The sequence below is a fragment of the Rhizobium sp. SG741 genome (assembly GCF_012275435.1).
Classification (GTDB): domain Bacteria; phylum Pseudomonadota; class Alphaproteobacteria; order Rhizobiales; family Rhizobiaceae; genus Rhizobium; species Rhizobium lusitanum.
Window position 1 is genome coordinate 413,090 of sequence record NZ_JAAZQP010000006.1, and the last position, 23,123, is coordinate 436,212.

Annotated in this window: 17 protein-coding genes and 1 pseudogene; 6 read left to right on the forward strand and 12 right to left on the reverse strand. The window is 59.9% G+C overall.

Annotated features, from left to right (window positions below; all coding sequences use genetic code 11):
* Nucleotides 1–57: 57 nt before the first annotated feature.
* The 3 genes from FHT29_RS18325 to FHT29_RS18335 all read right to left on the reverse strand — a co-directional run bounded on the left by FHT29_RS18325 (nt 58) and on the right by FHT29_RS18335 (nt 4,913).
* Nucleotides 58–1,260 (reverse strand): tetratricopeptide repeat-containing protein, encoded by a 1,203-nt coding sequence (locus tag FHT29_RS18325; protein ID WP_168599974.1) that lies wholly within the window; start codon nt 1,258–1,260, stop codon nt 58–60.
* A 410-nt stretch (nt 1,261–1,670) separates the two neighbouring features.
* Nucleotides 1,671–3,533, reverse strand: a complete 1,863-nt coding sequence (locus FHT29_RS18330) for an adenine deaminase C-terminal domain-containing protein (protein WP_168599975.1) — start codon at nt 3,531–3,533, stop codon at nt 1,671–1,673.
* Nucleotides 3,534–3,545: 12 nt separating this feature from the next.
* Nucleotides 3,546–4,913 (reverse strand): NCS2 family permease, encoded by a 1,368-nt coding sequence (locus FHT29_RS18335; RefSeq protein ID WP_168599976.1) that lies wholly within the window; start codon nt 4,911–4,913, stop codon nt 3,546–3,548.
* A gap of 400 nt (nt 4,914–5,313) precedes the next feature.
* Here FHT29_RS18335 and FHT29_RS18340 point away from each other — a divergent pair, with 400 nt between their 5' ends.
* Nucleotides 5,314–6,099, forward strand: coding sequence for an AraC family transcriptional regulator (locus tag FHT29_RS18340; RefSeq protein WP_168599977.1), 786 nt, complete (start codon nt 5,314–5,316; stop codon nt 6,097–6,099).
* A 259-nt stretch (nt 6,100–6,358) separates the two neighbouring features.
* On the opposite strand, the gene FHT29_RS18345 is transcribed toward FHT29_RS18340, so the two are convergent.
* Nucleotides 6,359–7,291, reverse strand: coding sequence for a M14 family metallopeptidase (locus FHT29_RS18345; RefSeq protein WP_047558932.1), 933 nt, complete (start codon nt 7,289–7,291; stop codon nt 6,359–6,361).
* 274 nt (nt 7,292–7,565) lie between these two features.
* Here FHT29_RS18345 and FHT29_RS18350 point away from each other — a divergent pair, with 274 nt between their 5' ends.
* The 3 genes and pseudogenes from FHT29_RS18350 to FHT29_RS34525 all read left to right on the forward strand — a co-directional run.
* On the forward strand, nt 7,566–8,582 hold the full coding sequence (locus FHT29_RS18350; RefSeq protein WP_162693776.1) for a GntR family transcriptional regulator: 1,017 nt from the start codon (nt 7,566–7,568) through the stop codon (nt 8,580–8,582).
* Entirely contained in the window at nt 8,572–9,906 is a 1,335-nt protein-coding gene (locus FHT29_RS18355) for an FAD-binding oxidoreductase (RefSeq protein WP_168599978.1), read from the forward strand. The genes FHT29_RS18350 and FHT29_RS18355 overlap by 11 nt, the downstream gene beginning before the upstream one ends.
* 97 nt (nt 9,907–10,003) lie before the next feature.
* A pseudogene (locus FHT29_RS34525) lies at nt 10,004–10,179 on the forward strand (ATP-dependent DNA ligase); the annotation flags it as partial.
* A gap of 17 nt (nt 10,180–10,196) precedes the next feature.
* Here FHT29_RS34525 and FHT29_RS18360 read toward each other — a convergent pair.
* The 7 genes from FHT29_RS18360 to FHT29_RS18390 form a co-directional block, all read right to left on the reverse strand.
* Nucleotides 10,197–10,619, reverse strand: coding sequence for a DoxX family protein (locus tag FHT29_RS18360; protein ID WP_173411522.1), 423 nt, complete (start codon nt 10,617–10,619; stop codon nt 10,197–10,199).
* A 220-nt stretch (nt 10,620–10,839) separates the two neighbouring features.
* Nucleotides 10,840–12,066 carry an arsenite efflux MFS transporter ArsK gene (gene arsK / locus FHT29_RS18365; RefSeq protein WP_168599979.1) on the reverse strand — a complete coding sequence of 409 codons (1,227 nt, stop codon included), beginning with the start codon at nt 12,064–12,066 and terminating at the stop codon, nt 10,840–10,842.
* Entirely contained in the window at nt 12,063–12,788 is a 726-nt protein-coding gene (gene arsH / locus FHT29_RS18370; RefSeq protein WP_168599980.1) for an arsenical resistance protein ArsH, read from the reverse strand. The genes arsK and arsH overlap by 4 nt, the downstream gene beginning before the upstream one ends.
* On the reverse strand, nt 12,763–13,185 hold the full coding sequence (gene arsC / locus FHT29_RS18375; RefSeq protein WP_037197596.1) for an arsenate reductase (glutaredoxin): 423 nt from the start codon (nt 13,183–13,185) through the stop codon (nt 12,763–12,765). Before arsC ends, arsH begins: the two co-directional genes overlap by 26 nt.
* On the reverse strand, nt 13,182–13,877 hold the full coding sequence (locus FHT29_RS18380; RefSeq protein WP_047558920.1) for an MIP/aquaporin family protein: 696 nt from the start codon (nt 13,875–13,877) through the stop codon (nt 13,182–13,184). Before FHT29_RS18380 ends, arsC begins: the two co-directional genes overlap by 4 nt.
* Nucleotides 13,877–14,407, reverse strand: a complete 531-nt coding sequence (locus FHT29_RS18385) for an arsenate reductase ArsC (RefSeq protein WP_168599981.1) — start codon at nt 14,405–14,407, stop codon at nt 13,877–13,879. Before FHT29_RS18385 ends, FHT29_RS18380 begins: the two co-directional genes overlap by 1 nt.
* On the reverse strand, nt 14,404–14,760 hold the full coding sequence (locus tag FHT29_RS18390) for a metalloregulator ArsR/SmtB family transcription factor (RefSeq protein WP_113109022.1): 357 nt from the start codon (nt 14,758–14,760) through the stop codon (nt 14,404–14,406). Before FHT29_RS18390 ends, FHT29_RS18385 begins: the two co-directional genes overlap by 4 nt.
* Nucleotides 14,761–14,802: 42 nt before the next feature.
* On the opposite strand from FHT29_RS18390, the gene FHT29_RS18395 reads away from it, so the two are divergent.
* Together FHT29_RS18395 and FHT29_RS18400 are read left to right on the forward strand one after the other, a co-directional pair.
* Nucleotides 14,803–15,327 (forward strand): DUF6428 family protein, encoded by a 525-nt coding sequence (locus FHT29_RS18395; RefSeq protein WP_113109023.1) that lies wholly within the window; start codon nt 14,803–14,805, stop codon nt 15,325–15,327.
* Nucleotides 15,328–15,563: 236 nt separating this feature from the next.
* Complete coding sequence (locus FHT29_RS18400) at nt 15,564–16,253, forward strand: gamma-glutamyl-gamma-aminobutyrate hydrolase family protein (RefSeq protein WP_113109024.1); 690 nt, start codon at nt 15,564–15,566, stop codon at nt 16,251–16,253.
* A 156-nt stretch (nt 16,254–16,409) separates the two neighbouring features.
* Here FHT29_RS18400 and FHT29_RS18405 read toward each other — a convergent pair whose 3' ends face one another.
* Nucleotides 16,410–22,289, reverse strand: coding sequence for a hypothetical protein (locus FHT29_RS18405; protein ID WP_210255484.1), 5,880 nt, complete (start codon nt 22,287–22,289; stop codon nt 16,410–16,412).
* Nucleotides 22,290–23,123: the final 834 nt, after the last annotated feature.

Genomic DNA, 23,123 nt, shown 5'->3' on the forward strand with positions numbered 1-23,123 from the left:
TCCAGCGCGGCTCAAGATAGCTCGTGCCGAATTTGTCAGAACTGGCGGCTCATGTTTCTAATATTGGTCGCGTTGCCGAGCGCGCTGTTCCAGGGCAGCTTCAAACGCTCGAAATAACTTCTTCATCACCCGCCCTTTGTAGGGAAACAGCTCCGCCGAATCCATGCAATGGACGTACATCCCAACATCGGCCTCGAACACCAGCAGGCGGCCGTCGGGCAATTCGGCGCAGTCGATGGCAAAATAGTCCAGTCCGAAACACCGACCGAGTTCGGCGAAGGCGTTTGCGTGGCGGATAGCGAAGTCCTCGTCGAACCTCGTCATCCAGGCGGCTTCCTCAGCGCGCCTGTCCTCGAAATGCGACATGCCGGCGTTCTGGTAATGCACCATCCTATGCTCGGAGACAGCCATATGGCTGGCATAGGCATTGCCGTCGATAAAGGCTATGCGCTGCTTGCGGAACTTGCCGTCCTCGCTGCTGTAATCGATGAATGAAGCAATATAAAATAACGGGTCGGGATGCGCTTCCAAGAAGCCGAGCAACTGCCGGGGGTCAACGATCTTTTCCATGCCGTGGCCGGCATGGGTGTCGAGCGGGCGGACGATGAACGGGTAGCTGGCGATACCGGCGGCAGCCTCCGGGCCCAACACACCGTCGGCGATGTCCTGAAGCACGTTTCTGGGAATTCGCGCAATGGCTGGTGTCACGACGGCAACTGCTTCCCGGAGCGACTCGGCGACGCCGTCGCGAGACAAGCCCATGACAACGCGCGGCGCATTGTTCATTATTGGGCCGCGCCAGTCCCGCAGCAATCTTTCAAGATTGAGTAGCACAGGCAGATTGTCGGTCGATTCGGCAACGGCAACAAAGGCGATGTCATGGTTCGGGATGTCATCGAGGTTGGGCGTATTGGCATCGACATAGTGGAGTAGGACGTTGACGTTTGATTCTTCCAGCAGGAGCTCGATCGGCGCGTTAGCCGTGAAGTCGCCTTTTGCGACGAAGACGAGGACGTTAAGGCCGCTGCCACGGCCGAATGTCAGCCGGTAGGTCTTCGAAAGCCGAAGCGCAGCCCTTTGGGCGATCGCGGCCTCGCTTTTTTGGCCTACCGAATTCATAATGATCGACAGGTCAAACAAAGCTGCTGCATCGGAATGATCGGCCGTTACCCGGGCAAGGAGGTCGTTCCACAGGGGCACGATGTCACGACCCTCGTAGATCGAGCGGATAATTTTTGCCTTGCCAATGATGTCGACCATGCCTGGCGTTCTTGAGTCAAGCGTCGGCTCGTTCGGCAAGATTTCCATCATTCGCTTTAGCTCGCGGGAAATATTCTCCCGTCTATCCTATTGGCAAATCTCATAAACGCGCTGGTTCCTTTTGAGCATAACCAACTGACAGTCATGGCTATCACCCTTCACTGACGGGACACTGAACTCGGACCAGCTCTTCACGTTTCTGAAACCTGGTCTGCCCCTGAAAAGCGATCCTTTTTGAGGTATGGCTTATGGGCCTCAGGAGCGCATTGAAATGGCAGCGACATAAAGCGGAAGAGATCGTCACGAAGCTCCGTCAGCTCCATGCACTATGATCTGGGCTATATCGATTTGAGCCAGAGGACCTTGCAAACCATCGACAACTCGACCCAGGTCGATACGCGCCGTTCGGTTCACCAGACGACGGGATGCGATTGGCCTGTGTTGACGTTGACAAGTCCTGACGGCACCTCATCGCTCGGCGCGACGAATACCCAGCGCCAGGGCAGGCAAGTCAGGGTGGCGAATATCAGCGTTTCCGGAAAGCCCGGTTTCCAGATCTTGGTAGCGGAAGGCTCGTACATCCACTCGATCTTTTCCGCGGCTGAGTATAGCTGCTGCATTTCTCGATCAAGTTCCTCGGCCGAGCGCGCCGTCATCAGGCCGCCGATCTCGTAGCGGACCTCTGCTACGATCTCGCCCCGATGCACCAACACCCATCCGCCGGCTATTTCCTGCAGGCGATTTACGGCCATTGCCATCGCACGGTCGGAGGAGCCCACCGTCCAGACATTGTGTGAATCATGGGCGACGGAGCAGGCAAGCGCAGTGTCCGGATCCGCCGGACCGCAGCCCAGCCAGAACATCGATGCGAGCTTTCCGTTGCCGCTATAGCGGTCGATGATTGCGAATTTCGTGATCTTCCGCGCCGTGTCCCGCTGGACCTCACCGTTTTCAACCTTCAGTTCCGTGGTCAGAAAATCCTGATTCCAGTGAAAGGGGCGCAGGAGCGCTGCTTGGACGCTGTGGCGGTCGCTGGGACCCCGAACGGCAAAATCCGCCGCAGTCAGGAGGCGTCCGATGTTCAGCGTTTCGCTCGCCCATTCCGGCCAGGAAATGTCGGGTTGCGGTCCGAGATATTGCTTGCCTTCGGAAACGAGCAAGCCATCTGCGTAAACGACTGAGATGGAAACGGACCCCACATCGTCGAGCAGCACGAGATCCGCGTAGCGGCCGGGTGTAATGCTGCCTACCCATGCGTCGATGCGCATATGTCTGGCCGGGTTGAGCGTGACGCATTGAATGGCGGTTTCGGGCGGGACGCCGTGCTCGATCGCGGACCGAAGATTGTAGTCGCTCGCGCCTAATCTCAGTGTTTCCGAGGCGCTGCGGTCATCCGTGGTAAAGGCGATATTGGACCAATCGGGAAGGCCGCGCTCAAGGAAGCCCGGCAAGACCTCGGGGAAATTATAGGGGCGGATCTCGATGAAGATGCCACGGTTTATTTTCTCCCACCCGTCCTCGAAACTCCAGATCTCGTGGTCGGAAGAGATGCCGGACGCGGCGAAGGCGCTTGTTTCATGCGCCTCGACAAGACCTGCACCATGCCCCTCGACAACGCCGCGCTGTTCGACAGTTGCGCGGATCATTCCCCATATCCGCTCATAGGCGGGGTTTTGCGGATCCCAGACCGCCGGCCAATCCATGACCTCGTCGAGACTGACCACGGACAGGTCTTCCGTCAGGAAACCGCGCTGCTCCTCATAGCCGTAATGGCCGCCAGTGCTCTCCCATCCGCTCGGAGGCACTGCGGAGCCGGGCTGGATGAAGACCTTGTGTGGTACGCCATGGCTGCGGGCCGTCTTCCAGAATGCCGTATTGTTGGGGCCATCGACATTTGCGAATTCGTGGCTCGCCTCGCATGTCCAGGTGTTGCCTCTCGGCAGGACAAGGGCTGCCTCATATTCGGGCGTCAGGTGCGTGCTTTCGATGTGCTTGTGCACTTCGCCGAAGCCGGGAACGGCCGACAGGTCCGGATAGTGTACTCGGCCGGCAACCTCTCCCTTGTATTGGCCGGCAGGGCCGACCCAGGCGATGCGCCGTCCCTTGACGACGATCTCCTGGTCAAGAGCCCACATGCGCGTATGAACATTCAGCAGGCGGCCCACGCGGATCGCCAGATCCGCCGGTCTTTTGCCCAAGGCCACGAGGACGAGATCCTGGCGGATGGCGATATCGTCCTTTGCGCTGAGGATGAGGTCGTTTGGAAGGCTCATCGTGCGCGCTCCTTAAAAAGCCCGATGGGCGATAATGATGTAGATGATGAAGATGACATCGAGGGTTACGAGCATCGCGGTGAGTTTCTGCCACTGACGCGTCGCCAGAACGATCAGCGAGTAGACGAAGCAACCGATCGCCAATCCCATCATCAGATCGGTGGTTACGACCGTGATCAGGAGGATCAGGATAGGCGGAATGGCATTCTCCGGCCGCGACGTGTCCAGGTCGCGAATGCCTTCCATCATCAGAACGCCGACCATCACCAGGGCCGGAGCCGTCGCCTGGGCCGGAATGATGCCGATGAGCGGCCAGAAGAAAAGCGAGACGCCGAAGAGAACTGCGACGACGATGCCGGTCAGGCCCGTACGACCGCCTGCTTCGACGCCCGCCGCCGATTCCACGTAAGCCACGACGGTCGACGTGCCTAAAGCAGCACCGATAATCGAGGCAAAGCCGTCAGCGGCGTAGGCCTGCCGGGCGCTCGGAATGTTGCCGTCCTCATCCATGATCTTGCCGCGGCGCGTCACACCGATCAGCGTGGCGGTCGCGGAGAAGAAATCGGATATGAAGAAGTAGAGCGTGATCGGCAGAACGAGCCAGAAGTGCGTGAAAAACTCATGGAAATCGAAGGCGAAGAAGAGCTCTTTCGGGATGATCGGAAAATCGACGATGCGATCGGGAAAGGCGGTCAGTGGCGCTCCATGCGCTGTGATGAACAGGCCGATGACACTCAGAGCGGCGATAGAGATCAGGAAGGCGGCCGGTATCCGCAATGCGAGCAGCATCGGCGTAGCCAGCACGCCGACGAGCGACAGCATGACGGCCGGTTCGGCGATATTGCCGAAGGAAAGACGGTCGTGGGCCAGGGACACCAAGCCGGCGTTCTTGAGGCCGAGATAGGCGATGAAAAGACCGAGGCCGCATTGTATGCCCAGCCGGATCGGCTCGGGAAAACCGCGGACAATCCGCTCGCGCCATCGGGTGAGCGACAGGATCGTAAACAGGATCCCGCCGATCAGGACCATGGTGAAGGCGGTCTGGTAGGATACTCCCATCTGCAGCACGACAACTTGTGCGAAGATCACGTTCGATCCCATACCCGGGGCGAGCGCGATCGGCAGATTGGCCCAAAGCGCCATGATCAAGGTTCCCACCATCGAAGCGAGGGCCGTGGCGATGATGAGCGAATGCATATTCATGCCCGCGGCCGACAGGATCGCCGGATTGACCACGATGATGTAGCTCATCGCGCCGAAGGTCGTGAGACCGGCTACGACCTCGCGCGATATCGACGAATTCCGCTCCTCGATGCGAAAATATCGATTGAAGGCCGATAGTTTTGAGCCCTCCTGATCCGAAAAAACATTGCCTGTCATCGCCCATCGTTCCCCTGCTTTTGACGTCGCGTTGGCAGCTTCTTGCTGTCTATCGAGCGCGATGAAACTGGATATCGTCATGAAAAGGCGGGCGCCATGACTGCGGCTTCGTGAAGTTGATTGGAACTCAGGAAGATATGCGCATTCGGACACCCGAGAGGCTTCGGTCGCTGCATAGGGATTACTTTTGGGCTTGGCACGAATGCCCTAACCGCAGTGAGACAGGCGGGTCAGCGTTCACATAGAATGCGATGAGTTAGGCACGAATATTGCTTGTTATCGACATGGAACGCCGTCGTAAACTGGCAAAGGCCGAGGTTCTCACACCAACCCGCAGCCGACCGAGTGCAATTGGGTTCTACGCATCGGATGCGGGCTGTTCTGGAGGAAGGATCGAGTTATGGAGATTTTAAGTCGAGACTATAATTTTCACTTTCATAAGGCGACAAGCGACAGCAATCCTGCCGGCACCTATTTCGGCGAACCACGTGTCGAGGTGTCGCTCATTATGAAGGGGTCGGTGCGGTTCATCGTCGACGGCCGTGTGCGTGTTGTGCATGCGCCCTGCGCCACATTGCAGGCGTATCACGTCGATCTCCACGCGCTATCGAACACCGACCAAAAGGTTCAGACAATGTGGTGCCACTTCTCCCCGGATGCGCTGTCGGAGGACGACTGGTTGGTACTGGAAAATTTGCCGGCCGCTCAGCCGATTCCTCCCTTGATGCCATCGCTCTTCGCCGGCGCTCTTTCCTTGCAGCAGGAATCCGATTCCCCGCCCGAGCATGATGTCACCAACCACATGCGCAATTCGCTCGGCCGGACGATCCTTGCGGAATATATTCGAGGCACCCAGCTTGCGGGGCGAACGAGGCCATTGCCGAAGGCGGTTATCGTGGTAAAAAAGGCGCTCGACAGTGAATATTCACGATCGTGGACGGTTGCAAAGCTCGCGAGCCTCGCCGGTACAAACGCAAACTACCTCATTCATCTTTTCAAGACGTATCTCGGCGTGCCGCCGATGCATTATTTGTGGGAGAGAAGGCTGGATGCGGGTATCCACATGCTGCAGTCCACCAGCCTGACAATCGACGAGATATCCCATCGCTGCGGATTCCGGAGCCCGGCGCATTTTTCACGACGGGTCAAGGACAGGAACGGCGCTCCACCAAGCCGTTTCCGATAGTGGCGGCATTCTCTTGCATTCGGCTTTCTGCAAGCAACAGCTTGCAACAAGGCGTGGGCGGCTCAGCTATCCGGCGCCGCGAGGGGACACAGGGAGAAGGATGTCGCTCAGCGGATCACCCTATTGCCGCGGCGTCGCCGCCGGCTTCACGCGCGGCTCCCTTGGCATATGCAAATTCACCCCGGCGTACGGCGGGTCGCATGCTCCGGGCGTGACATCGTTGTCGACGGCGGGGCATGCCGATGGCCGCTGCTTCCCGTCAGGACGTCGCCTCGACCGGAATACCGATGCCGACAAGCGCCTCGCCGGCGTTCACAGCCAGTGTGGTGAGTTGGTAAAGGACTTCGCCTGGCTTTTCGGCCACGATTGTCGCCAGCACGGTCCCGAACACGTCGCGAATTTCGCCAAGTCTGTCGCCGATGGCGATTGGATCGGACAGGCGTTTCGCGCTGTACCAAAGGCCGGACACGGGTGCGAGCGGCACGCTCATCGTCATGAGCCGCGGGGCAATGACTGGGTTGGTGGCGCCTTCGGTCATGTGCATGTGATGCATAATGCGCCCGATTCCATCCATCATGGCGGTAACGCTGGCCTCGTCCCAAAGACCGTTGCAGCCGATCTCGACAAGCACGCTCGGTATGCCAAGCGCGCCGGCCGCGCTGATCGTGTTGCTCTTCGATTGCGATCCAACCGAAATCGGCAGGCCGAAGGCAGCGGCCAGCGCTTCGGACGGCGCGTGGCCGCCGGGATAGATCGTGAAAGGCGTCAGGCTCTCGCTCATGTCACCGCCGTGCAGGTCGAGATAGGCGTCCGCCTTCGGGAATACCTCGGTTACGAGCCAGTGTGCAAGCCGCTGGCCCGCGCTGCCGTCCGGCTGTCCGGGAAACATGCGGTTCAGGTTGTTGCCGTCTTCCGGCATCACGTAGATGCTGCGCGCCCGGAACCCCGTGACATTGAGGATCGGGAGAACAAGAAGGGTCCCGCAGAGCTTCTGCGGGTCCGTATGCATCAGACGGACAGCAGCCTCGATTGAACAATATTCCGAAGCGTGCACGCCTGCAGTGACGATGAGGCACGGTCCCGGCTTAGCCCCTTCAACAAGGCCGAAGGGAATCTCGATCTCGGGTATCGGACGCAGGAATCCCTGCTCGATGCGTGGGCGCCCGGTCTTAAGTTCAGGTAGGTTTTGCATGCTGGTCTCCTAGCTGGCGGATATGCAGAAATCGATGAGGTGACGGCAGCCTGACGGCGATAGCGGCGGCCCGGGCAAAATTCTCCGCGGCGGCAGCGGCTTGAAGGAATTTGTCATCCTGGAAGGGCTCTCTTTTGTTATAGTTTTATATAACGATTATGTATCAATTGCTGATCTGTCAACGCACGCGACCAAAGAAACATAACGCACGCATGCTGTGTTTCTGGACGCTTCGTCATTGACGAGCCTAATATTGTTCTATTACTGTGTAACAATGAAAACGCAGAATCCAATCCGCCTCGTGCTCGACCGCGCCCTGCCGGTGCCCCTCGGCGTCCAATTGCGGGGCTTGATTCAATGGGGAATTTCGTCTGGCGACCTGAAACCGGGCGACCGCCTTCCGTCCGTCCGCGATCTGGCGGACGAGACCGGCGTGGCGCCGATGACGATCGTCCAGGTCTACCGCGAGATAAAAGAGGCCGGGCTCATCGAGGGGCGGGTGGGCTCTGGCACGTTTGTCGCTCGCCCCGCGGACCCAATCGACCAGCGCCTCCAGGACTTTCACAGGCGTGTGGACGCAGTCCTGGATCAGGGCCTGGCTCTGGGCCTGAGCAACAGCGACATCGCAGGACTGATCGCGACGCGCTTGACCGCGAGGAGCGCCGGCGGGAGAACCTGGCAGCTGGTGATGGTCGGCAACTTTGCCCATACTACCGCAGCCTATGCTCGAGTGGCCACCTCGATACTCGGATCGGGCGTGATGATCGAGCCTGTCACCTTCGACGCACTCACCAAGGACGAAGGCGCGCTTCACCGGGCCGCCGCTGCCGACTTTGTCGTGGCCTCGCTCGTGCTCCAGCGGGAGGTGTCTGCTCTGCTTCCGGGGCAGCGCGTCGTCGCGATCGGCCTGATCCCATCAGAGGATACGCGCCGCGCGCTCGCGTCGATCGATCCCCGCGCCCGGGTTATCGCCGTGTCGCTCTTCCCGGACTTTCTGCCGATTTTGAGCTCCGGCGTCCGCCGGTTCGCACCTCATGTCGCAGTGCTCAATGCGGCGATGGTCGACAGCGATGAGTTGGGGGCGGCGCTCACTGACAACGACGTCGTTGTCTATTCTTCCGGTGCCGAAGCCGTCTTGGAGTTGCTTCCACCAGGCATGCCCGCCATCGAATATCGCCACACCCCCGACCCCGGCGACATCGAGCGGCTTCTTCGACCCCTGCTCGAAGGCGCTGGCCCCATCGCTCGTCCCCGTACTTCCGGAAAGGAACCCGAAAGCCATGCCGACTGACGTCGAAGCAGTTTCCGACAGCCCAGGCTTCCCCAGCGAAGTGGATGTCGTCGTGATCGGAGCAGGTATCGTTGGCGTATCCACTGCCTATGAGCTTGCCCGCAAGGGAGTGTCCGTGGCGCTGATCGACAAGGGTATCGTCGGCGGCGAGCAATCGAGCCGCAATTGGGGATGGGTCCGGCAGCAGAACCGCGACCCGTATGAGTTGGCGCTGGCCATGTACAGCTTACAGCGATGGGAGCAGCTCGGTCCGGAGCTCGGCCGCGACCTCGGTTTCCGCCGTGCCGGCATCCTATACTGCACCCGCCATCAGGCCGACCTGGATCGCTGGGAGAAATGGGGTGCAGCGGCGCGGGAACAGGGATTCCACAGCCAAATCCTCACCGCGTCCGAAATGAAGAAGCGCTCGCCCCTCAGCAGTTCGTCCTGGCTCGGAGGCGTGTGGTCGCCAACCGATGGCAAGGCCGAGCCAAGCTTGGCCGCTCCAGCCATGGCCGAAGGCGCCAAGCAGATCGGCGTCTCGCTGCATCAGAATTGCGCCGCTCGCGGCCTGGAGATTACCAACGGGCGAGTGGCAGGGGTTTGGACCGAACACGGCCTGATCAAGGCGAACGCGGTTGTTTGCGCCGGTGGTGCCTGGACCTCCCGCTTCTGCCGCCATCACGGTATCGATCTTCCGGCCGCAAACATTGGCGGCACGGCCTTGCAGACGACGGCTGCTCCCGATGTCCTCGGTGCGGGCTGCGCCCACGTTTCGGATCTGGCACTGCGGCGACGCATCGATGGAACCTATACGCTTGCCATTCCTGGCCGCGGGACGGTCAGCATCGCCCCACAAGGCATGCGTTACGCTACCAAATTCTATCAGATGTATCGCAGCAAGATCGCAAAGAAACTCAAATATCGGCTCAATGGCAGTTTCTGGAATGGCCCCGAGGCTTGGGGCGGCTGGGAAAATGATCAGGTATCGCCGTTCGAGAAAATACGGATCCTGGACCCGGCGCCGGACGCCCAACTGGTCAAGCGAGCCTTGATAACTGCCGTAAAGGAGTTTCCGGCTCTTGGAGGCATCGGTGTAGCCCGCTCCTGGGGCGGAATGATCGATACGTCGCCGGATCTGATCCCGGTCATATCGAAGGTCGACAAGGTGGCAGGCCTCGTCATCGCTTCCAGTTTCAGTGGCCACGGCTTCGGCATCGGACCAGGCGCCGGACGCCTCGCAAGCGAGTTGGCTCTTGACGAAGACCCTTTCGTCGATCCGGCACCCTACAGATTGAGCCGTTTCAGTGACGGCTCGGCTATCCGACCAGCTGAGATGATGTGAACCGTTCACCGATCACGCGACGATAAGTTGCTGTCGATCGGACACCGGATCCAGGGTGAATTTGATGGGAACGCCGCCGAAGTCATTATTGAACATACAGACGCTGGGCAGGCCCAAGACAAAACAACCGGTGGTGCCGCTTAAGGGCAAAAGTCTGGTCTTCGCCCAACCAACACCGATTGCGAGATCGAATTTCGTGGTTGGACCAACGCCGGCAATCTGCGCCGCCCGTCGTATAAGGGTCTATGTGCGGTTCAGGATCCGGCTTTAGTCCATGTAAAGCCGGACGCTCACGCCCCGCCGGGCCAACCCGCCCTGACGGCAAGCACGCTCCCCGGCCCGTGCACGGCGGCAAAGAACAGACCGGCTACAAAGGTAAAGTGGTCGACGAAGAAGCCGAATTCCGCCTGGTTGCCGGCCCAGTGCGACGGGCCATGGAATGAGAATCCGAGGAAGATCACATAAACGGCAGCAACGATCGCCGCCGGGGTGAAGAAGGCGCCGGTCAAGAAGGCAATGACCAGCAGCACTTCGAGGATCGCTGCACACCAGGCCAACAACGGCGAGAACGGGAAGCCGGCGGCGGCGATATAGCTGGCAGTGGCGCCCATATCCATGAATTTGAATGAGACGGCCATCAGAAAGACGGCAGCGAAGATTAGGCGGGCGATGAGAATGGCGGCGGTCTGCCAAGTCGATTGAGCGTTTTCCACGATATCCCTCCGGGTTGAAGCGTTTGATGCTCCAAGGACGGCCAACAGAAGGGGGTTCCGACAGAGGCCGGGAAAATTTTTTGCCGGGAGCGATCGCCTGCACCGGGGGAGCCCATCTTCACGTCATTTGCCGCTATGGAAAAGACCGCGCCGAAAACAGAGGCCTGCGTGATTTCATTCTCAGATGCAGAGGCGCTGCCATCTCCTTCCAGTTGGAAGGTTACCGTCCGTTTAGAAGAGGTTGGGGTCTGGTCAATGGCCGCATCAGCCGCATGATGCCGAAGAACGCTGCAACGGCGACAGTGCCGAGTACGGCGGCGACAGACAGAGACCAGGATACGCCGATGTTTTCCATCATGAACGCCAGAATAAACGGTGCGGTCGATGAGATCATCAGACGAATGGCTAAGACTTGTCCCTGCCGCTTTCCGTAGCCCTCACTTCCAAATAGTGCCAGTGGCAAAGTCCCCTGCACGATGCTGTTCAGCCCCGACCCAAGACCGAAGACGACGGCAAACGCCAGTGCGCCCAGCACCGACGGCGCAGTGACTATCAAAACGACAAGAGCTGCCGGCAACAACACAGCGGAGATAAGCGCGAGCGTCAGTTGCGATAGACCACCCCCGAAGACCATGTTGGTGAAGCGGCTCAGCACCTGCGACGGGCCAAAAAGCATGCCGACCATCACGGCCATGGCTCCAAGCCTAAGTCCGGACAGCACGGGAACCATATGGACCAGCAGTGCTGCGTTGACGAAGCTCTCCAAGGCAAACCCCATGACCATCAGGATGAAGGCCGGCGTCCGGATCGACGGCGGAAGGCTTGGTTCGACATGCCTTGGCGCTTCGTTCTTCTCGCGTTTGCGGATTTCGCTGACGCTGTGCGACAACCACGCATGAATGGGAAGGCAGACCAGAAGATTGATCGCCGCGAAGATCAGATAGACGTTTTGCCAGGAGAGATGCGTATGCAACGCCGTCGTGATCGGCCAGAAGATCGTCGAAGCAAAGCCGGCGATCAGCGTCAGATAGGTAATGCTGCGCTGGGCAACCTTCGGCCTGATCTGGACGAGCAATGCGAAAGCCGCCCCATATTGCACCAGGCTGGATGCAGTCTCGATCGCGATCAGCGCGGCAACGAAGGCGACCTTGCCGGGAGCAAACGCGCAGGCGGTAAGCGCCGCAGCCGCGATCGCCGAGCCGGTCGTCATGATCCTGCCGGCGCCAAAGCGATCGATCCACTTGCCCATCGTTGGCGCGGCGAGACCGCCGATCAGGAGAGCCGCTGATAGCGCACCAAAAATCCATTCCGACGACCAGTTCAAATCCCGCGCCATATCCGGCGCGAGGATGCTGAAGCTGTAATAGAGCGTTCCGTAGCCGATGATCTGCGTGAGACCGAGGGCGAGGATTGCGGCGATGGGTGGCCGTTCGTTGCTGGTGGTCATAGGGATTTCAGGCTCACACGCTGCTCGAGCTTTTCTGCTTCCTCCTTCCGCTCGCTGTAACGATCGGTGAGGTAATCTGATGCGTCACGCGTCAGCCAGGTGAATTTGACCAGTTCCTCGCAGACGTCGACGACCCTGTCGTAAAAGGAGGATGGTTTCATCCGGCCGTCGGCGTCGAACTCCTGAAAGGCCTTGGCGACCGACGATTGGTTCGGGATGGTGATCATCCGCATCCAGCGCCCGAGAATCCGCAACTGATTGACGGCGTTAAACGATTGTGAGCCGCCCGACACCTGCATCACTGCCAGCGTCTTGCCCTGCGTTGGCCGCACGGAGCCGACCGAGAGCGGTATCCAGTCGATCTGTGCCTTCATGATGCCAGTCATCGCACCGTGGCGTTCCGGGCTGACCCAGACCTGACCCTCGGACCATGCTGACAACTCGCGCAGTTCCTGCACCTTCGGATGGCTGACCGGCGCGCCGTCGGGTAGCGGCAGACCTTCCGGATTGAATATCCGCACCTCGCAGCCGAAGTGCTCGAGCAACCGGCCGGCCTCATGCGCGAGGAAGCGGCTGTAGGAGATGGCGCGCAGCGAGCCGTAGAGGATCAGGATGCGGGGCTTGTGCGTGGAGAACGGCGGCCGCAATGTCTCCAAGTCAATGTGGCGCAGATGTGCCGGCGAAGCGGCTGGCAGATCAGACAATGCGCTTGCCCTCGGCATCGAGCACCTTCTCGCCGTCTTCCTTGGTGAAGGCGCCCTTGTGCGTTTCCGGCAGGATCTCGAGCACGACCTCCGATGGCCTGGACAGGCGCGTGCCGAGCGGTGTGATCACGAACGGCCGGTTGATCAGGATCGGGTCCTTCAACATTGCATCGAGCAGCTGATCGTCGGTCAAGGCAGGATTGTCGAGACCGAGCTCGGCGTAGGGCGTATCCTTCTGACGAATGGCTTCACGCACGCTGAGGCGTGCGTCGGCGATCATCTTGGCGAGCTCTTCACGCGATGGCGGCGTCTTGAGATATTCAATGACGGTCGGGTCGATACCAGCATTACGGATCATCGCCAGCGTATTGCGCGAGGTGCCGCAGGCCGGATTGTGATAGATGGTGACGTTCATAGCTTTGCCTCTGACGATACGGTTGATGACGCACGTGGCTGCAGCAGCCAAGTGAACAGAATAAGGGCTGCGACCGCGCCGGCGATCTCCGCCACCCAGAAGCCCGGAAGATCGACCGGGCGAATGCCGGAGAAGGTATTGGTCAGCGAGCGGGCCAAGGCCACTGCCGGATTGGCGAAAGAGGTCGAGGCGGTGAACCAGTAGGCGGCGGTGATGTAAAGTCCGACCAACCACGGCACCGCCTTCTGTTCGAACTTGATGCCGGCAAGGATGGTCGCCACCAGCCCGAAGGTTGCAACACCTTCCGAGAACCATTGCGCGCCACCGGTGCGAACTCTGCTCGACAGCTCGATCAGCGGCAGGTCGAACATCAGATGCGCAGCCAGCGTGCCGACCACTCCTCCAGCAACCTGTGCCAGGACATACCCGCCAAAATCGCGCTTCGGCAGTACGCGCGACATTGCGAAGACCAGCGATACCGCCGGATTGAAGTGGGCGCCGGAGATCGGTCCGAGCACGGTGATCAGCACGACGAGGATGGCGCCTGTCGCCAAAGTGTTGCCGAGTAGCGCGAGCCCTACGTCCTGTGTCAGCGACGTTGCCATGATGCCCGATCCGACCACGGTCGCGACCAGCATCGCGGTGCCAAGGGTCTCGGCGACCAACCGGCGCGTCAGATCGAACCCGGCCATCAGTTTGCCTCGGTCTGCTTTTGGCTGGCGCCTTCCATCGCGCCGATCTGACGCAGGTGCGTTTCCAATGCGAGCTTGTCGATCGTAGCGAGCGGCAGGTTCACGAACAGCGATATACGGTTTTTCAGATATCTTGCGGCCTGAGCAAAGGCACGAGCCTTCTCGACTTCGTTGCCTTCGACGGCGGCGGGATCCTCGATTCCCCAGTGGGCAGTCATCGGATGGCCGATCCAGACCGGGCAGGCCTCGCCGGCGGCGCTGTCGCAGACCGTGAAGATGAAGTCCATTTCCGGTGCGCCCGGCTTGGCGAACTCGTCCCAGCCCTTCGAACGGAAGCCCGTAGACGGATAGCCCAGTGCTTCGAGTTCCTTCAATGCGTGCGGATTGACCTCGCCCTTCGGCTGGCTGCCGGCCGAATAGGCCTTGAAACGGCCCTTCCCTTCGGTGTTGAGGATCGACTCCGCCAGGATCGAGCGGGCGGAATTGCCGGTGCAGAGAAAGAGAACATTGTAAACGCGGTCGGTGGTCATCGCAGTTTCTCCTCCATTTTAGGAGTGCAGCAGGCCGCGACCTCCGCGGCGGGTGCACAAATTTCCGGGTGACCGGAGCAGCAATCTTCCATCAGGAAGCGGACCAGGCCGCCCAGGGATTCATAGTGGGCGGTGTAGATGATCGAGCGGGATTGTCGTTGCGCGGCAATCAACCCGGAATGCTCGAGCTCCTTGAGATGGAAGGAGATGTTCGACGGGGAGACCTCGACCTTCTCGGCCAAGGCGCCGGCAGCCATGCCCTCCGGACCGGCAACAACGAGCAGGCGCACGATCTGCAGGCGGGTTTCCTGAGAAAGGGCGGCGAAGGCGCCGAGGGCTTGACGCTGGTCCATATTTCAATCATCCTTGAATCATTGAAACGAGGAATACCGCAAATGAATGCGATCGACAACTCGAAAATTCAGCGCACCGATATCAGCCTTGGTTTGCTTCTCGAAACGCTGGCGACAGCGAAGGATCTGCCACTGGTGTTCCACTACGACGGTCGGTCTGTGAAGGGTGGCTATCATGTGACCGAGGTCAAAGCCGGCCAGTTCGCCGCGCTCGACTGCGGCGCCAACCCGGAAGCCTGGACGGAGATTTTCGTGCAGCTTTGGGATATTGACGAGGATGATCGCACCCATATGCCGGCCGGCAAGTTCGCGGCGATCATTCGCAAAGTGTCCGAACATGTGAAACTCGACGGCTCGGCCAAGCTGACCTTTGAGGTGAGCGATGGCGTGCAGCCGATGCAGCTTTACCAGGCAGCCTACCCTAACCTTCGCGCCGGTCAGGTCCATATCGAGCTTGCGGCACGGCCGGCAAGCTGCAAGCCCCGCGATCGCTGGCTTGCTGAGGAAACTGGAAAAGGCGTTAGCTGCTGCGGTCCTTCATCGCAAAAGAGCGCCTGCTGCGGATAAAAGTGAGAAAGACCGTATCGACGGAGCCCAGCTTATGCTCTTGCCCTCAGGGTATCGGTCGTCCCATCGCTTTAATTGGAAGGTCGACAGCCCAGTGTGAATGCCGAGAGCCCAACGAAATTGCGCTCGATTTAGATCCGAGTTTATACAGACGCCTGTACTTGTTTAAAGGCTGCTCATTTCGTGACGTAGGGGAATCTATGTTGAAATAAGCAAAGGTTGGAGGACCGGACCTCATGCATCAGCCCCGCATTGCCATCATTCTCGATGAGAACACGAGCACAGGCGGCACCCGCTACGAAGCGGCGAAGGGATATTTTCAGGCTATTCGGGATGCGGGAGGCCTACCTTTCGGCATCCCCTATCTGCCTGAAGTCGTGGATGTTGTTTTGAACGAGTTTGATGGCCTGGTGTCTGTGGGCGGCCGGTTCGCTTATCCCGACGATTGGTATATCCCCGGCGAAGTCTCCAAAGCCCCACCATCGGAACGCCTCGATGTCGAAAGAGCCATGGTTGAGGGCTACCTTGAGAGGAACAAGCCCGTCCTCGGCATTTGCGCGGGTATGCAGATGCTTGCCTGCCTGAGCGGATGTCGCCTCACACCCGACCTACGCGCATCCGTTCCTGCTGCGTCCGAGCACGACAAGCGAGGGCAACTGCATTTCGTCGATATCCTTCCAGGCTCGCGGCTGGCGGACATTATCGGCACGCTGCGCATTGAGGTGAACACTTTTCACCGCGAAGCGGTCGTGCAACTTTCGCCCGCCGTGATTGCGAGTGCCTGCGCAGAAGACGGTATCGTGGAGGCCATCGAAATCGTATCCAACGCGTTTGCGATTGGCCTTCAATGGCACCAGGAGCTATTTGCCGGAACGGACCATCCGGGAAACCGCGTTTTTCGTGGCTTCGTAGACGCGGCCTCATAAACTGTGGCCGCATCAACGGTTGAGACTGACGCTTTTTGCAACCGCTTGCTGGGCTTCCGCCACATAGCCGATCAAAAGTTCACGGCGCCTTGTAGGCGCCGTGAATATTTTCGTGTCGTTCGAGACTAATCGCACCGCAATCGCTGTGCGATTGGATTAGGCGGCGTGATAAGCCGCAATGACGGCTGCTACCTGATCAGTGTTCATAGCCTGCAGCTGTGTTGTCGTGATCGCTTGCAACTGACCGCTCGACAAGCTTCCGATATCCGTCGTCGACAGACCGGCAAGGGCTGTGGTGGTGATAGCCGCGATATCATCGGTTGAGAAGACCGCAATATCGGCCGTCGACAGCGCACCTATCTGACTTGAAGTCAAGGCTGCGGTCTGTGTCGAGCTCAAAGCCTCGACCTGTGTCGAGCTCAGTGCGCCGACCTGTGCGGTGGACAGACCCGTCACAGACTTTGTGCTGAGAGCACCAATCTGCGTGGTCGAAAGACCGGCGACGTTGTCCGTGGTCAGAGCGCCGACCTGGGCAGCGCTGAGAGTGCCAACCTGAGAGGTGCTGAGCGCACCGACCTGGGTCGAGGTCAGAGCATGGATCTGCGTGGTCTTGAGCGTCGCGACCTGAGCCGTCGTCAAGGCAGCAGCCTGATCAGACGATAGTGTCGCAACGTTGGTCTCCGACAGTCCTCCGAGAGCGGCGGTGTTGATGGCGGCGATATCCGCCGTCGACAGACCAGCGAGTTCTGCGCTGCTCAAGGCACCGATCTGAGTGGAGTTCAGGGCACCGACCTGAGCCGTGCCGAGTGCCGCGACATTGGCCGAGCCGAGTGCGCCGACCTGAGCGGTGGTGAGACCGGTGATCGACTTGGCGCTGAGGGCCGCGGCCTGCGTGGTCGACAGGCCCGCAACATTGTCCGTAGTCAGAGCACCGACCTGGGTCGAACTGAAAGCTCCAACCTGCGAGGTGCTGAGCGCACCGACCTGCGTCGAGGTCAGAGCGTGGATCTGCGTGGTCTTGAGCGTCGCGACCTGAGCCGTGGTCAAAGCGGCAGCCTGATCAGACGACAGGGCTGCGACATTGGCCTCCGACAGTCCTCCGAGAGCGGCGGTGTTGATGGCGGCGATATCCGCCGTCGACAGACCAGCGAGTTCTGCGCTGCTCAAGGCACCGATCTGAGTGGAGTTCAGGGCACCGACCTGAGCCGTGGAGAGTGCCGCGACATTGGCCGAGCCGAGTACACCGACCTGAGCGGTGGTGAGACCGGTGATCGACTTGGCGCTAAGCGCTGCGGCCTGCGTGGTCGACAGGCCCGCAACATTGTCCGTGGTCAAGGCCCCGACCTGGGCAGCGCTGAGAGTGCCGACCTGCGAGGTGCTGAGCGCACCGACCTGGGTCGACGTCAGAGCATGGATCTGCGTGGTCTTGAGCGTCGCGACCTGAGCCGTGGTCAAGGCGGCAGCCTGATCAGACGATAGGGCTGCGACATTGGTCTCCGACAGTCCTCCGAGAGCGGCGGTGTTGATGGCGGCGATATCCGCCGTCGACAGACCAGCGAGTTCTGCGCTGCTCAAGGCACCGATCTGAGTGGAGTTCAGGGCACCGACCTGAGCCGTGCTGAGTGCCGCGACATTGGCCGAGCCGAGTGCGCCGACCTGAGCGGTGGTAAGACCGGTGATCGACTTGGCGCTGAGGGCTGCGGCCTGCGTGGTCGACAGTCCGGCGACATTGTCGGTAGTCAGAGCACCGACCTGGGTCGAACTGAAAGCTCCAACCTGAGAGGTGCTGAGCGCACCGACCTGGGTCGAGGTCAGGGCGTTGACCTGCGTGGTCTTGAGTGTCGCGACCTGAGCCGTGGTCAAGGCGGCAGCCTGATCAGACGACAGGGCCGCGACATTGGCCGTCGACAGACCGGCAAGCGCCGCGGTGTTGATCGCTGCGATGTCGGCGGTCGAGAAGGTAGCGATGTCAGCCGTCGACAAGGCCCCGATTTGTGCGGAGTTCAACGAACCGACAAGCGTGGGGCTCAAAGCCTCGACCTGTGTCGAGCTTAGGGCACCGACCTGAGCGGTCGACAGACCGGTCACGGACTTTGAGGTGAGAGCACCAATCTGCGTGGTCGAAAGACCGGCGACGTTGTCGGTCGTGAGGGCACCGACCTGAGCGGCATTCAAGGTGCCGACCTGAGAGGTGCTGAGCGCACCGACCTGGGTCGACGTCAGAGCATGGATCTGCGTGGTCTTGAGCGTCGCGACCTGAGCCGTGGTCAAGGCGGCAGCCTGATCAGACGACAGGGCTGCGACATTGGCCTCCGACAGTCCTCCGAGAGCGGCGGTGTTGATGGCGGCGATATCCGCCGTCGACAGACCAGCGAGTTCTGCGCTGCTCAAGGCACCGATCTGAGTGGAGTTCAGGGCACCGACCTGAGCCGTGCTGAGTGCCGCGACATTGGCCGAGCCGAGTGCGCCGACCTGAGCGGTGGTAAGACCGGTGATCGACTTGGCGCTGAGGGCTGCGGCCTGCGTGGTCGACAGTCCGGCGACATTGTCGGTAGTCAGAGCACCGACCTGGGTCGAACTGAAAGCTCCAACCTGAGAGGTGCTGAGCGCACCGACCTGGGTCGAGGTCAGGGCGTTGACCTGTGTGGTCTTCAGTGTAGCAACCTGCGCCGTGGTCAAGGCGGCAGCCTGATCGGACGACAGGGCTGCGACATTGGCCGTCGACAGACCGGCAAGCGCCGCGGTGTTGATTGCTGCGATGTCGGCGGTCGAGAAGCTGGCGATGTCAGCGCTGCTCAAGGCACCAATTTGTGCGGAGTTCAACGAACCGACAAGCGCGGGGCTCAAAGCCTCGACCTGTGTCGAGCTCAGTGCACCGACCTGAGCGGTGGACAGACCCGTCACAGACTTTGAGGTGAGAGCACCAATCTGCGTGGTCGAAAGACCGGCGACATTGTCCGTGGTCAGTGCACCGACCTGGGCAGCGCTGAGAGTGCCGACCTGAGAGGTGCTGAGCGCACCGACCTGGCTCGACGTCAGAGCATGGATCTGCGTGGTCTTCAGTGTAGCAACCTGTGCCGTCGTCAAGGCAGCTGCCTGGTCGGACGACAAGACCGCGACATTGGCCGTCGACAGTCCTCCGAGAGCGGCGGTGTTGATGGCGGCGATATCCGCCGTCGACAGACCGGCGATTTCGTCGCTGCTCAAAGCGCCGATCTGAGTAGAGTTCAGGGCACCGACCTGAGCCGTGGAGAGTGCCGCGACATTGGCCGAGCCGAGTGCGCCGACCTGAGCGGTGGTGAGACCGGTGATCGACTTGGCGCTGAGGGCCGCGGCCTGCGTGGTCGACAGGCCCGCAACATTGTCGGTAGTCAGAGCACCGACCTGGGTCGAACTGAAAGCTCCAACCTGAGAGGTGCTGAGCGCACCGACCTGCGTCGAGGTCAGAGCGTGGATCTGCGTGGTCTTGAGCGTCGCGACCTGAGCCGTGGTCAAAGCGGCAGCCTGATCAGACGACAGGGCTGCAACATTGGCCTCCGACAGTCCTCCGAGGGCGGCGGTGTTGATGGCGGCGATATCCGCCGTCGACAGACCAGCAAGCTCAGCGCTGCTCAAGGCACCGATCTGAGTGGAGTTCAGGGCACCGACCTGAGCCGTGGAGAGTGCCGCGACATTGGCCGAGCCGAGTACACCGACCTGAGCGGTGGTAAGACCGGTGATCGACTTGGCGCTAAGCGCTGCGGCCTGCGTGGTCGACAGTCCGGCGACATTGTCCGTGGTCAGAGCACCGACCTGGGCAGCGCTGAAAGCTCCAACCTGCGAGGTGCTGAGCGCACCGACCTGGGTCGACGTCAGAGCATGGATCTGCGTGGTCTTGAGCGTAGCAACCTGTGCCGTCGTCAACGCAGCAGCCTGGTCAGACGATAGTGTCGCAACGTTACCCGTTGAGAGACCGGCAAGCGCCGCGGTGTTGATGGCGGCGATATCGGCGGTCGACAGACCGGCAAGCTCAGCGCTGCTCAAGGCACCGATCTGAGTGGAGTTCAGGGCACCGACCTGAGCCGTGCTGAGTGCCGCGACATTGGCCGAGCCAAGTACACCGACCTGAGCGGTGGTGAGACCGGTGATCGACTTGGAGCTGAGGGCTGCGGCCTGCGTGGTCGACAGTCCGGCGACATTGTCCGTGGTCAGAGCACCGACCTGGGTTGCGCTGAAAGCTCCAACCTGAGAGGTGCTGAGCGCACCGACCTGGGTCGAGGTCAGGGCGTTGACCTGCGTGGTCTTGAGTGTAGCAACCTGAGCCGTGGTCAAGGCAGCAGCCTGATCAGACGACAGGGCCGCGACATTGGCCGTCGACAGACCGGCAAGCGCCGCGGTGTTGATCGCTGCGATGTCGGCGGTCGAGAAGGTAGCGATGTCAGCCGTCGACAAGGCCCCGATTTGTGCGGAGTTCAACGAACCGACAAGCGTGGGGCTCAAAGCCTCGACCTGTGTCGAGCTTAGGGCACCGACCTGAGCGGTCGACAGACCGGTCACGGACTTTGAGGTGAGAGCACCAATCTGCGTGGTCGAAAGACCGGCGACGTTGTCGGTCGTGAGGGCACCGACCTGAGCGGCACTCAAGGTGCCGACCTGAGAGGTGCTGAGCGCACCGACCTGGCTCGACGTCAGAGCATGGATCTGCGTGGTCTTGAGCGTAGCAACCTGTGCCGTGGTCAAAGCGGCAGCCTGATCGGACGACAAGACCGCGACATTGGCCGTCGACAGACCGGCAAGAGCGGCAGTCGTGATGGCGGCGATGTCGGCGGTCGAGAAGCTGGCGATATCGTCTGTCGACAAGGCACCGATCTGGGCAGAATTCAACGAACCGATAAGGACGGGGCTCAGCGCCTCGACCTGTGTCGAACTCAGCGCGCCGACCTGAGCGGTGGACAGACCCGTCACAGACTTTGAGGTGAGAGCACCAATCTGCGTGGTCGAAAGACCGGCGACGTTGTCGGTCGTGAGGGCACCGACCTGGGTCGAACTGAAAGTTCCGACCTGCGAGGTGCTGAGCGCACCGACCTGGGTCGATGTCAGAGCATGGATCTGCGTGGTCTTGAGCGTCGCGACCTGGGCCGTGGTCAAGGCAGCAGCCTGATCGGACGACAGGATTGCGATATTGGCCGTTGATAAGCTGCCCAGTGCTGCGGTGTTGATGGCAGCGATGTCAGCGGTCGACAGACCAGCGATCTCGGCGCTGCTCAAAGCACCGATCTGAGCAGAGCTCAGGGCGCCGACCTGAGCGGTCGTCAGGGCGGCAACCTTGTCGGAACCGAGCGCACCGACCTGGGCCGTGGTGAAGCCGGCGACCGACTTGGCGCTAAGCGCTGCAACCTGGGTGGTCGACAGGCCCGCGACATTGTCCGTGGTGAGAGCACCGACCTGGGTCGAACTGAAAGTTCCGACCTGCGAGGTGCTGAGCGCACCGACTTGGGTCGAGGTCAGAGCATGGATCTGAGTGGTTTTCAGCACAGCAACCTGTGCCGTGGTCAAGGCGGCAGCCTGATCGGACGACAAGACCGCGACATTGGCCGTCGACAGACCGGCAAGAGCGGCAGTCGTGATGGCGGCGATGTCGGCGGTCGAGAAGCCGGCAATGTCATCCGTCGACAAGGCGCCGATCTGGGCGGAGCTCAAGACGTGGACCTGTGAGGTGGTCAAAGCCTCAGCCTGCGACGAGCCAAATCCCCCAATCTGATCCGCGCTAAAGGCGGCGACCTGCTCTGTGCTCAGGTTTTCTATTTTTGTCGTGTCGAGAACCGCCAATTGGCTCAGGCTGAGACCCTTGATCGCGCTGGCGGATACCGCGCTCATCTGATCGGTCGTCAGGGCTGCGACCTCGTCGGTCTGCAGCGCTTTGATCTGTGATGAGGAAAGCGCTTTGATTTGCGTGGTGCTCAATGCTGCCACGTCACTGGTCGTGAGAGATGCGATGACGGTGGTGGAAAGAGATTTGATCTGATTGACGGTCAAAGAAGAAATGATTGAGGTCATTGGTGTGGGGGCCCCTAATGTTAACCTATAGCTGATGCCATTTCTCTGACGTCGACAGCGTAAAAGAGCGCGCCTGTCTCTTGACCGGGGCTTCGGACGCAGGTCGCGCCGAAACCCCGACACCCACGTGGTCAGAGGCGGTTATTGCGCCTGCCACTCAAGTGTCCTGCCGGACGGAAAGAATGTTGTGAGAAACATGGCTCGCGAAAGCCGAAGCGCTGGAAGGGCTTCATGCACGCAGGGTCCGTAACGACCCTGATCCCAACGCCTTCGTATAAACGTCTCGCTAGCGCTGAGCCGTTTGATCAAAATCTTGACTTCAGCACACGCTAATGTTGCGTCATCAGCCCGTGTCTTAACCAGAGAATTAATGGGCCGCCTTTAATTTACGGTTAACGTGGCATAACTTTTACCAGAAGCCACGAAAAACAACCGGGGATATACTTATATTAATCCACAATCCGCGAGAGAGCTTGCGGACATACAAGCTTAATTCCTGTATTCCGCTCGAAGAAATCAATCATTACGGCGAAATCAAATTAACTTCTGGGAAATACGCATTACTTTTTCAATACAGCTGGTTATATCCCGCAATATATGGCATATAACATTAAAATAATTCTATAAATCTCACATATTTACACAATGCATAAAAAATATCACATTTTAATTGCAAAAATTGCCTTGGTTTATCTTAGTTATACATATCGCGCCACCCAATAAGATCATTTGTTCGTTATTGATACAATAATTAATTAATAAAATCGAATATTGACTGCACATACGCGAAATAGTGACAAGCTCAAAGCAAGCTAGCATCGATACACGAGAGCA

Bases quoted from the DNA above. Each gene is read 5' to 3' on its own strand.
- FHT29_RS18325 (WP_168599974.1), bottom strand. From the start codon at position 1,260: ATGGTCGACATCATTGGCAAGGCAAAAATTATCCGCTCGATCTACGAG.
- FHT29_RS18405 (WP_210255484.1), bottom strand. From the start codon at position 22,289: ATGACCTCAATCATTTCTTCTTTGACCGTCAATCAGATCAAATCTCTT.
- arsC (WP_037197596.1), bottom strand. From the start codon at position 13,185: ATGAACGTCACCATCTATCACAATCCGGCCTGCGGCACCTCGCGCAAT.
- FHT29_RS18335 (WP_168599976.1), bottom strand. From the start codon at position 4,913: ATGACAGGCAATGTTTTTTCGGATCAGGAGGGCTCAAAACTATCGGCC.
- FHT29_RS18340 (WP_168599977.1), top strand. From the start codon at position 5,314: ATGGAGATTTTAAGTCGAGACTATAATTTTCACTTTCATAAGGCGACA.
- FHT29_RS18380 (WP_047558920.1), bottom strand. From the start codon at position 13,877: ATGGCCGGGTTCGATCTGACGCGCCGGTTGGTCGCCGAGACCCTTGGC.
- FHT29_RS18395 (WP_113109023.1), top strand. From the start codon at position 14,803: ATGAATGCGATCGACAACTCGAAAATTCAGCGCACCGATATCAGCCTT.
- arsH (WP_168599980.1), bottom strand. From the start codon at position 12,788: ATGCCGAGGGCAAGCGCATTGTCTGATCTGCCAGCCGCTTCGCCGGCA.
- FHT29_RS18400 (WP_113109024.1), top strand. From the start codon at position 15,564: ATGCATCAGCCCCGCATTGCCATCATTCTCGATGAGAACACGAGCACA.
- arsK (WP_168599979.1), bottom strand. From the start codon at position 12,066: ATGACCACCAGCAACGAACGGCCACCCATCGCCGCAATCCTCGCCCTC.
- FHT29_RS18355 (WP_168599978.1), top strand. From the start codon at position 8,572: ATGCCGACTGACGTCGAAGCAGTTTCCGACAGCCCAGGCTTCCCCAGC.
- FHT29_RS18385 (WP_168599981.1), bottom strand. From the start codon at position 14,407: ATGACCACCGACCGCGTTTACAATGTTCTCTTTCTCTGCACCGGCAAT.
- FHT29_RS18350 (WP_162693776.1), top strand. From the start codon at position 7,566: ATGAAAACGCAGAATCCAATCCGCCTCGTGCTCGACCGCGCCCTGCCG.
- FHT29_RS18390 (WP_113109022.1), bottom strand. From the start codon at position 14,760: ATGGACCAGCGTCAAGCCCTCGGCGCCTTCGCCGCCCTTTCTCAGGAA.
- FHT29_RS18330 (WP_168599975.1), bottom strand. From the start codon at position 3,533: ATGAGCCTTCCAAACGACCTCATCCTCAGCGCAAAGGACGATATCGCC.
- FHT29_RS18345 (WP_047558932.1), bottom strand. From the start codon at position 7,291: ATGCAAAACCTACCTGAACTTAAGACCGGGCGCCCACGCATCGAGCAG.